The organism is Streptomyces niveus (genome assembly GCF_001723055.1).
Classification (GTDB): Bacteria; Actinomycetota; Actinomycetes; order Streptomycetales; family Streptomycetaceae; genus Streptomyces; species Streptomyces niveus.
Genome location: NZ_MDCR01000506.1, coordinates 1 through 1,808, shown reverse-complemented (window position 1 = coordinate 1,808; position 1,808 = coordinate 1). Strand labels below are relative to the sequence as shown.

The following is a 1,808-nucleotide window of genomic DNA, read 5'->3' as shown; positions in this document are numbered from 1 at the left end:
CCCACCCACCCCGAGCCGGCCCCCGAGACCGCGCCGCAGGCAACCACGGTGCCCTGGATACTCTCGGGCAAGAGTGAACAGGCCGTGCGGGACCAGGCCCAGCGCTTGCTCGACCACGTAAGCGAGTACCCCGAGCTCCAGCCGGTCGACATCGCGTACTCGCTGGCCACCGCCCGTACCTCCTTCGAGCGCCAGGCCGTCGCGATCGGCGCCACCCATGACGAACTCGTCGACCACCTCCGCTCGCTGACCCAGGACCCCGGCACCGCCTTCCTGCACGGTCAGTCCCACTCCAAGAAGGTGGCCCTTCTCTTCACCGGTCAGGGCTCGCAGCACCCGGGCATGGGCCGTCAGCTCTACGACACGCACCCCGTCTACCGGGACGCGTTCGACGAGGTGACCGCCATCCTGGACCAGCACCTCCAGGCCGAACAGCCGGTCAAGGACGTCGTCTTCGCCGACGACCCCACCCTGCTCAACCAGACCCGCTACACCCAGCCCGCCGTCTTCGCCCTGCAGGTGGCCCTCACCCGGCTCCTCGTCGACGAGTTCGGCGTCTCCCCCACCCATCTCGTCGGCCACTCGATCGGCGAGATCTCGGCGGCACACACGGCGGGGATCCTCACCCTGGACGACGCCTGCCGGCTGGTCGCCGCGCGCGGCACTCTCATGCAGGCCCTCCCCGCCGCCGGCGCCATGATGGCCGTCGAGGCGACCGAGGAAGAGGTGCTCCCGCACCTCACGGAGCGGGTCGATATCGCCGCGGTGAACGGCCCGCGTTCGGTGGTCGTCTCCGGGGACGAAGCCGCTGTCATCGCCGTCGGCGAGGAGTTCGCCGGTCAGGGACGACGCATCCGCCGTCTCACCGTCAGCCACGCCTTCCACTCGCCCCACATGGACCCGATGCTCGGCGAGCTCCACGCGGTGGCCGACACGCTGACCTACCACGTGCCGCGCACCCCGCTCGTCTCCACCGTCACCGGCCGCCTGGCCGGCTCCGAGATCACCAACGCCACCTACTGGAGTGATCACGCCCGCAACGCCACCCGCTTCCACGACGGCCTCAACACGCTCCACGAGGAGGGCGTCACCACGTACATCGAGGTCGGCCCCGACGCCGTACTCGCCGCGCTGACCCGTGAAGCGCTGCCCGACGCCACCGCCGTACCGCTGATCCGGGCCAAGGTCTCCGAGCCGGCCAGCCTGCTCGACGGGCTCGTCCGGGCTCACGTGTCCGGCGCCACGGTCGACTGGGCGGGGTTCCTCGCACGACGCGGGGGCAGGAGCGTCGACCTTCCCACGTACGCCTTCCAGCGTCGCCGCCACTGGCTGGAGACCGCCGACCCCGTCGGTACGGCCGCCGGCCTCGGTCTGGAGTCCGCCTCCCACCCGCTGCTGGCCACGACCACCGAACTCCCGGACGGAACCGCCCTGTTCACGGGGCGGGTGACACTGGCCGACCACCCGTGGCTCAGCGACCACACCGTCATGGGAACGGTCATCCTCCCGGGCACGGCCTTCGTGGAGCTCGCGCTCCACGCGGCCGGGACGGTGGGTCTCGACGAGATAGCGGAACTGGTCCTGCACGCGCCGGTCACCTTCGGGTCCCAGTCCGCGGCCCTTCTCCAGGTGATCGTCGGACCTGACGACCCGTCGGCGGGCCGGGCCCTCACCATCAGGTCCCGTTCGGAAGAGGACCAGTCCTGGACCGAGAACGCGACCGGCACGCTCGGCGCACTGGTGGGGGTCTCCTGACCCCGGCAGGCAGCGCGAGGCCCTGACGCAAGCGCCTGAGGCCGCCCGCACCC

1 protein-coding gene is annotated in these 1,808 nt (G+C 71.3%); it reads left to right on the top strand.

Annotated elements, in window-relative coordinates; all coding sequences use genetic code 11:
* Positions 1-1,755, top strand: a 1,755-nt coding sequence (locus tag BHU15_RS37010) for an acyltransferase domain-containing protein (RefSeq protein ID WP_218028103.1), incomplete at its 5' end; no start/stop codon positions are given.
* Positions 1,756-1,808 lie beyond the last annotated feature (53 nt).